At 56.7% G+C, this 8,695-nt stretch carries 6 protein-coding genes; 1 reads left to right on the top strand and 5 read right to left on the bottom strand.

Annotation, left to right across the window (positions count from 1 at the left end; all coding sequences use genetic code 11):
* Positions 1–45: 45 nt before the first annotated feature.
* Positions 46–351, bottom strand: coding sequence for a hypothetical protein (locus ACMLHG_RS04175; protein ID WP_294434331.1), 306 nt, complete (start codon positions 349–351; stop codon positions 46–48).
* A gap of 363 nt (positions 352–714) precedes the next feature.
* Here ACMLHG_RS04175 and ACMLHG_RS04180 point away from each other — a divergent pair, with 363 nt between their 5' ends.
* On the top strand, positions 715–1,815 hold the full coding sequence (locus ACMLHG_RS04180; protein WP_417169665.1) for an ABC transporter ATP-binding protein: 1,101 nt from the start codon (positions 715–717) through the stop codon (positions 1,813–1,815).
* Between the two features lie 106 nt (positions 1,816–1,921).
* On the opposite strand, the gene ACMLHG_RS04185 is transcribed toward ACMLHG_RS04180, so the two are convergent.
* The 4 genes from ACMLHG_RS04185 to ACMLHG_RS04200 form a co-directional block, all read right to left on the bottom strand.
* Positions 1,922–3,292: a hypothetical protein gene (locus tag ACMLHG_RS04185; RefSeq protein WP_417169666.1), complete on the bottom strand. Its 1,371-nt coding sequence runs from the start codon at positions 3,290–3,292 to the stop codon at positions 1,922–1,924.
* A 64-nt stretch (positions 3,293–3,356) separates the two neighbouring features.
* Entirely contained in the window at positions 3,357–4,628 is a 1,272-nt protein-coding gene (locus ACMLHG_RS04190) for a hypothetical protein (RefSeq protein WP_294434326.1), read from the bottom strand.
* 28 nt (positions 4,629–4,656) lie between these two features.
* Positions 4,657–7,959: a cellulase family glycosylhydrolase gene (locus ACMLHG_RS04195; protein ID WP_294434324.1), complete on the bottom strand. Its 3,303-nt coding sequence runs from the start codon at positions 7,957–7,959 to the stop codon at positions 4,657–4,659.
* Between the two features lie 19 nt (positions 7,960–7,978).
* Complete coding sequence (locus tag ACMLHG_RS04200; RefSeq protein ID WP_294434322.1) at positions 7,979–8,695, bottom strand: prepilin-type N-terminal cleavage/methylation domain-containing protein; 717 nt, start codon at positions 8,693–8,695, stop codon at positions 7,979–7,981.

Raw genomic sequence — 8,695 nt, forward strand, 5'->3', positions numbered from 1 at the left:
ATCGCGGGGTGCGTCCGGAGCCTTTTCCCGGAGGGGGGTGAGGCGTCAGAACTCCTCTTCCTCCTCTTCTTCATCGAACTCCTCGTCGTCGAACTCTTCGTCGTCGAATTCCTCGTCATCGAACACGTCGTCATCAAATTCGTCGCGTTCGAATTCGTCTTCGTCATCGAGATCGCTGAAGATGTCCTGTTCTTCGGTATCGTCGTAATCGAGCCCGTCCTCGTCCTCGTCTTCTCCGAGGAACGAAGAGGTCGCGCTGATGACGGAACCGCACTCCGGACAGCAGCCGTCTTCCGCTTCAATCGAACTTTCGCTCACTTCGATATTGCAGTAAGGACATACAGTTGCCATATCTTACCTCCCGGCATGAATTGATCACCTTTCCGAACATTCGGTACTATATTGAGAGTTTCCGATTTGTCAAATCAAAAATTAATTTTTTTTGAAGATATTCCCGGTTTTCAGGAAGGGGAGGGGGCGCTGCCCGTGTCGCGGGAGAGTGTCTGCAGTCGTGCGCGGCGGTGGCGAGGCGAAAAAAAGAGAGAAAAACGTTTCGGCGACGCTTGCAAAAGCTTCTTGATGTTGTTATATTGCTGAATTCAGGTCGGTTTGCAATGTGCCCGGAGACGGGCCGGTTCGAGTGGAACCGGAACAACCCGCAGGTCGTCAGTGGCTGCTTCGGCATTGGAAACCACAAGGCAAGGAAGTTTGAAAATGGCAGAAGTAATTCTGGAGCACGTCTGGAAGATTTACGAAGGCAAAGTGCCTGCCGTAAAAGACGTCAATCTCGAAATCAAGGACCGGGAATTCATGGTTCTGGTCGGCCCCTCCGGCTGTGGAAAATCCACCACGCTGCGCATGATCGCCGGACTCGAAGAGATTTCCAAGGGAGAAATCCGGATCGGGGATCGCATCGTCAACAACGTCGCGCCGAAGGATCGTGATATCGCGATGGTATTTCAGAATTACGCGCTGTATCCGCATATGACGGTTTACGACAACATGGCGTTCGGCCTCAAGTTGCGCAACTTCTCGAAAGAGGACATTCAGGCGCGCGTGATGGAAGCCGCCCGCATTCTCGGCCTGGAGGAGTATCTTGACCGCCGTCCGAAACAGCACTCCGGCGGCCAGCGCCAGCGCGTTGCGGTGGGGCGTGCGATCGTCCGCAAGCCGAAGGCGTTCCTCTTCGACGAGCCGCTTTCGAACCTCGACGCGAAGATGCGTGTTCAGATGCGGACCGAAATTTCGAAGCTGCACCAGCACCTGGAGAGCACGATGATCTACGTGACCCACGACCAGGTCGAGGCCATGACCATGGGGGACCGCATCTGCGTGATGAAGGACGGGGTGATTCAACAGGTTGCCGCGCCGATCGAGCTGTATGACAACCCGTGCAACAAGTTTGTGGCCGGGTTCATCGGGACGCCGCCGATGAACTTCTTCGATGGCGTTCTGGTTCGGAAGGATGGCAAGCTCACCTTCGTCGAGCCCGGGTTCCAGTTTGAGATTCCCGCCGCCTGGAAGGAGCGGCTGGAGCCGTACATCGACAAGAAGATGACCTTCGGTGTCCGGCCGGAAGACATCGGCACGGAACAGGCGGAGGAGGATCCGAACATGCCGCGCGTCCACGCCAGAGTGGAGGTTCTTGAGCCGATGGGTTCCGAGACTTTCGTGTATCTCAACACCGGCGAGAACTCGTTCATCGCCCGGATCGATCCGCACAAGCATGTTTCCGTCGGCCAGCAGATCAACTTTGCGGTCCTGCTGCCGAAGGCGCACATGTTCGACGGCGAGACCGAGAAGGCGATTGTCTGACGCTGTCGGGAAAACGGCGGTTTCCGACCACCGGAGTTTTGCAGACGGATACGGAATTTTTTTCCGTATCCGTTTCCCGTTTCGGAGGAAGGGGCGTTTCTTCTGTTCATCGCGTCAGCAGAAGCACCATCGAGCGGCTGAATTCCGGCAGTTCCATTTCGGTTCCGTGGAGTTCCATGGGGATGGTGTCGCCGGTCCAGGGCAGAAAACATCGAGCCTGCCGGAACGCCCCGCCGGGCAGGGAGCGCAGATCCAGGTTCACGCCTTTCTGAAGTTCCGGCGCGCGGCCCTGTGCCAATTCGCTTTCCCAGCTGTTCTTTGCATCGCGCAGCCAGAGGAGGGTATGGAATTTCCCCTGAAGGCCGTACAGGCGAAAGCATCCGGCGGTCCGGAAAAACGGAGTTGCCTCCTCTCGGACCGGGTCAAATTCGGCCGTCGCCTTGACGAACCGATGGAAATGGAACCAGAGGTTGTGGCGCTCCAGATAGAGCTGATCCCAGTGCCAGAACTGCCCGCACCCGGCGGAACCGGAGAAGAAGGGGGCGAAAAGTCCGTCGTGCAGCAGCGTGCCATGTGTGTCCGCGTCATAGAGACGAGAGGGACGGCTGTGCCGGCTCTCCACCGCGCCCGTCTCCGCGAGAATCGCCGGACGGGCGGGATTGTTCCGCCGCAGCTCTTCGATCGCATCCCGGCAGAGCAGATCCATCGGGCCGCGGCAGATGTCGAGCTCCGCTCCCGGGTCGAGATAGCGGTGTGCCTGACTGTAATCGCATCCATCGAGGGTGCAGAGCCAGCGGTAACGTTCGAGATGGCGGGGGGAATCGAAACTGCCCAGACTTTGCAGGCAGAGCTGATGCGGGAAACAGCGGTGAAGTTCCTGGAGCATGCGTTGCGACCACTCTTTCCAGACGGCCTCCGGAGCGCTGACCGTGTTGATCTCATTCCACAATTCCCACGCCATGACCGCAGGCTCCTCCGAAAAGTGACGGCTCAACAGCTCCAGCTTGCGGATGAAGTGTTTCCGGCCGGCCTCGGAGGTCATGAATTCTGGTACACTGTCGGCGAATCCGCCGTTATCTTTCCGGTGGACCGGGTTTTCAAAGTTTGCCGCTCCGGGGAAAAGCTCTTCGTCGGTTCCACCGCCCAGGCGGCGAAAATGTTCCAGCGTGAACTTGATCCGCACATTGTTTTCTCTCGCAACCTCCACCAGCGCATGGAGGTTGGCGAGCTTCCGCTCGGAAAAAACATCGGAGCGTTCCGGTTCCAGTTGCAGGAACGGGACCCCCATCCAGACGCGGATGAAATTACCGCCGTTTCGGGCGAACGTGGCAATCTGCCTGCAATAGGTGGCCAAACACGCCTCATCGGTTTGCAGAAACCGCTGAAAGCAGAGGTTTACGCCAACGGGGATGAAAGTGTCGCCGTTGGCGTGTTCAAAATAGTGCGGATTCTTCCGACTGATTCGAATCCAGTCCATAAATCGCATTTACGTCAATGATGTTCTTGATGATGATCTGGAATTCGATCAGAGCAAACGGCCCTTAGCGACTCGCTGTTTTATTTAAGGTCTCGACCAAATTCTCCAGATAGAAGAAGGTGGCATAATAGAGCCGAGTGCTGTCAAGCCCGAGAATCATCCGGCGGATCTCCGGCATTGCATTGCGCTTGAGGTCCGCCTCCTCCGACAGAGTGACGATCCAGGCGGCACAGAGGGCCGGTTTGAGCCAGACCTTCTCCTGCGCGACGGCCGGAGATTTTCGAGCCCAGACCTCATACTGTTTCATGGCGAGAGCGGCGGCTTCCTTGCCGTTCTTTTGCGGAGCAAAAGGCGGCATCATCGTGTGCCAGTCCGGAGTGAACCCCTTCCGGTCCGGCGATGGCCGGAACCGCTTGTAATAGGGAATAAGCGATGCGGCGCGCCGGGCGGTGTTGCGCAGAGAAGCGGCATAATACTTCTTCAATTCCGGATCGGTTTCACGAAGATAGAGAATCCGCACCGCGTACTGACAATTGCTCAGAAACCAGGCTGACCAGCCGGCCATGTTCATCGGTCCGGATGCGATGCAGACTTTGCGCTCCCGGCCGTCAGACATTCTGCCGCGGATCAATTCATAATGGAGCTTCTTCCACTTCTCCTCGCCGGTCACCTCATACAGAACACGGGTCGCCGTGGCGATGTGGACACAGGCGGTGTATTCACTGCCGAGCCACCAGCCACGCTCGAAATTCGGGCGGTCACCGGGAATCCGCCAGTTCAGTTTCTGCAACGCTTCCCCCTGCCGGCGAATCCGTTCGATACAGTCTTGCCGCTCTTCCGACGTCGGGATGTCGGTCTCAAGATACCGCCCCAGCCCCAGAAACCACGGGAAATTCTGGTCATTGCTCGAGGCGGCGTAGTGGCACTTTCCGTCGGAACCGACGCCGCGGGCGATGAAGCCGGGAGTGGAGCCTACATCCTGCAGTTTGCAGAGTCCGGCGACCAGCCGGCGCACCTTTTCTCGGTTCTCCGGCGTCTTGTTCCGCTCATACCGGTCGCATTGCGCCACCAGATACATGCCGTTGAAGAAGCCGCCGTTTTCGATCGGCGTCCACCAGCCGAGCGCGTTGGGCCGGTCAGCGGCGCACTCCTCCGGCGTGGGAAGCACGACCTCCCCATCGAGCCCGACATAGTCATACATGAGGTTGTCTTTGCCGATGAAACGGCTCCAGATCGTCTGATTGACCTCGTCCGCCTTGTGGATCAGCTCCTCCTGGCCGCTCAGCGGCAGAACGCCGAGGCAGAGGCAGCACAGAATGAAAACTTGTTTGAACATATCGCTCTCTCCTGAAAACCGCGATGTTTTACTCTTTTACCAGTTCGTACACGGCAATTGCTCCATGCGGCGTTATGTTGCGGGCCGTGAAGTGAAGCTGCCCGTTCCGGCTGGCCGTCTTGACTTCAAACAGACGTTTGCCGCTGAAGGCGCAGGCGAAGAGCTTCACTTTCCCGGCAGTGCGCAGGGAGATTTCCGCTTCGCCGCGACGCATGAGCAGCGGCGTGGTGCCGTAGCGCTCCAGAACGGACATCGCCTGATTGGAAAATTTCGTATTGGTGTTCATCAGAGTTGTCAGATGCAGAATCAGAATCCGTCTGCTCTCCGCAAGTTCTAGCCCGTCGCGCGAGGCGACGAGAACCGCGGCGAAGGCGTATTTGTTGGTCACCGTGGCAAACCCGCCGGACAGGCGGATTCCGGGCGGCGCAACATACCCTTCACTGCGGGAGGTGGCAACCTGAAAACTTCCGGCCCGGCGATTCAGCACCAGTTCTCCGGTGGAGCTGGTGAAACGCTGCTGTTTCTCATCGTATTCCCGCGGAGTGATTGCTCCGTTTTTCAGCAGTTCATCGAAGGATTCACGAATGGAGCGGCAGACAATGACCGGCGATTCCGTCTGGATTTTTTCCGGCACGGAGGTCAGGACTGCTCTGGTTCCGGCGGGCAGAGAGGAGGTGGAAAAAACAGTTCCCGTTCTGCCGATCAACCCGATGCGGCTGACCATCCGGGAGTAATAGCGGGGATACCCACGGCGGCTCAAGGCATCCGGACTCACGTAAAAGGGGTAACTGCTTCGGGAGACCGCCACGTCACCGCGCAGAAAGAAGAGCACTCCCGCCCGTTCGGAGAGCAGGCGCAGAGGATCGTTGGCGATGTCGAAAAAGCAGAGATGACTCTCAGCCTGACGCACCTTTTCCGGCGTCCAGGAGTAATCGAACCGGCAGAGCTGGCTGTAGTCCTGCAACGCCGCATAGGCGCCGGCCAGAAACGCGCCTTCGACGGAGAACGGATTGGGGAATGCATAATCCCATTCCGTAATCGCAAACGGTTTGCCGAAAATCCGGCTGCTGAAAATATTGGAAATTGCCCCCGCATAGTTGGGAATCGCACTCTCCGGATTGACCGAAGCGGGCAGACGCCAGTTCGGCCCCAGAAACAGAGGATGCGCCCAGTAGGAGTGGATGTCGACAAAATCAAAGTGATTCCGCGACAGCGTGGAAGGAATGTCGTTGATGTAGTTGAGATCGGTCAACGGCACCTTCACGCCGAGGTTTCGCACGAAGGCCGAAAGATGCCGCCAGCCGCGCAGATACACCTCGCTCAGAAACCGCTGATAGTATTGATTTCTGTCAGCGGCCGTGACGGCAATCTTTTTCCGCTTCAGATATTTTTCAAATTCCTTCTCGTAAAGGGCACGCGCGAACGAGGAGTTGCTGAGCACCTGAGAAAGGGTGTCTTCGTTGATCAGACTGATCGTGATGATGGCCGGATCCTCCTTCCACGCCAGACCGGTGTACGGGTTGACGTGATTGAGCAGATTGGCGGAAAAGGTCTCCAGATTCTTCATCACGTTCGCATTGATGAAGGCCAGCGCCTTGAATTCGGTCGGGGAAAGGGCACGGTCGGGATACTCCGGGATCTCCCCTTTCTCCAGCTTCCTCGCGGTGAAGAGATCGAGGGTCGTGTAGATGCCCCGTTTGCTGCATTCGGCGATCAGATAGTCCAGCTGGTCCAGCTTTTCCGGGTCGAGAGAGGTGGAACTGCCGTTTTCCCGCTTCACCAGAAGGTTGTCGAAGTGGTGCAGGCGGATCAGATTGTAACCGGTGGCGGCAAGTTCATCCGCCATCCGCCTCGTCAGATCGTGCTCCATGAAGTTCGTCTGACCGATGTTGTTGATTCCATAGAACCGGACCGGTTTCCCGGGGCGCTTCTCGAATTCAAAGTGACTGCCGACGACCTTGAGAAATCCGTGCCGGCCGGCCGGTTTCTCCAGCGTGTCCGAAAAATCGACGATACTGCCCGGGAGGATCTCCTTCTGATTTTTGATCGGCCGCCAGTCAATGTTCGCGGTGATTGTAACCGGCCCCCGGATTTCGGGCACGATGTCCTCATCCGCAATCGTCACAGCGGCGATCATCCAGACGGCGTTTCCGTCACTGTGAAACGTAATCTGCCGGATGGGGCCGCCGGAGAGCTTGAATTTCGACGCATACAGACCGACGGAGGCACAGTCATTTTCTCCGCGCCAGACGGCGACACCTTCACGAAGTTCCCGGGGCGTCCAGAAGTTGGCGGTGTGAACTCCGCTGACGACGGGCAGAATATCACGCGTTCCGTTTTCATAGAGGACGGTGATCTTCCCCACCGGAGTCTCTTTTGTCGGTTCCCAGCCGAGTGCGTTCAGAAGATACAGATATTGCCCGCTTTTTCCCTGCCCGGGAATCGAGGCTTCCTGCGGAAGTTCCGGCCGGGCTTTCCCCCGCAGGGAGATGCAGGTTCTTCCGCCGTTTCCCGCGTGATCCAGAATGCGGAAAAGCAGTCCGCCCCATTTGTGTTCCCCGGCGGGAACCATGCGCAGATCGTTGCCCGGCCCCTGATCGTTCCAGCTCCCCTGATGGTCGTCGGCTCGTTCGTCGCGAAACGCCCGGTTCGCCGCTCCGGAGATCTCCAGCGGGGTGGACTCATAAGGGCGATAGGTCATTTTGCAGGCAAGGCGCGCCTGTTTCACCTTGCCGGAACCATCGGCAAACAGCAGCCGGAGTCCGCAGGATTGGCGCTTGTACCTCCGATTGTCCAGAAGCTGAGCGGAAATGATGCCGGAAATGTTCAAAACTCCGCCATTCATAGGAATCTCAATGGTATTTATCTTGTTTTTCGCCCAGATCCGGTGCTGGGCATTGGCGGAATTCCACGCCTCTCCGAAGCGGACCTCTTTCCCGTTCAGCAGGATGGGGCGTTGTTTCAACACCTCGAAGGGCAGCTCTGCGGAAAGAACCAGACTCTGGGTTTCAATGCCGTCAGGATGGGATAGCTCCAGCTTCAGTTCCGCTTCATTTTCAACGGAAAGTTTCACCGATTCCCGATAAGAGAAACTGCCGCCATGAACTTGAAATGTTCCGTTCCGGACCGTGCCTCCTTCTCCCGGAAAGGTGACGTTTCCGGGATTTTGCGCGGTTCCATTCTTCCAGTCGCGTCCCCAGTGATAGAGGCGGAATGGAATCTCCTCCGCCTTGATTACGCATCCGGGAGTTACAGAAAAGGCACTTTCTCCACCCATTCCAGTCATTACCGTCAGCGCAAGACAGGCGATCAGTAAAATTTTTTCAGTCATGAAAAACCTCGTTCAATACTTAATTCAGGAAAATGGGCACACAGTCCTGCCTGCGGATATACCAGATTTCATTCTCTTCATAGGTCGGGCGGAAAGATGCGGCGTGTCCATCGAAGAAAACGGTGTTGACCCCTGCATCGTTGTGCCGCATATATCCCACATATTTTGTATTATCTGGAACCGGCTGCGGCGATTCCCCCCGGCCTTCGTACTGGACGCTCTCGACGGCATAAGCCGGCCTCCACTGGCCGGCGGTCATCATGCGGTTCGCATCCATCAACAGAGCCCGGGCGGACGGGGAGATTCTTTTTCTCCCCTGATACGAAAGTTTATAACTGGTTTCATGAGACGCATATTTCCCCCAGAGAAGCATGCCGAAAACGTAAGGTTGATCCGACCAGAGACTGTTTTGGAATGAAAACTCCCGAAAGGAGGCCGGGCAGAAACCGCTTTGCAGACTTTTCGTATAGCCTCCGTGCCAGAGAACACCGAACCAGGTTCGATATTCTCCATTGGACTGCAAATTTCTTGGCATGGTAAACATATCTCTATTGTCCTGTGCATAGCTCTGTTGCAGCATGCCGCACTGTTTCAGATTGTTGAGACAGCTGATGCTCTGGCTCTTCTCCCGAGCCTTATTCAAGGCGGGTAAAAGGAGGGCTGCCAGGATGGCAATGATTGCAATAACAATTAATAATTCAATCAAAGTAAATCTGAATGTTTTTTCTTTCCGCAT

It is taken from the genome of Victivallis sp. (assembly GCF_048170485.1).
Classification (GTDB): Bacteria; Verrucomicrobiota; Lentisphaeria; order Victivallales; family Victivallaceae; genus Victivallis.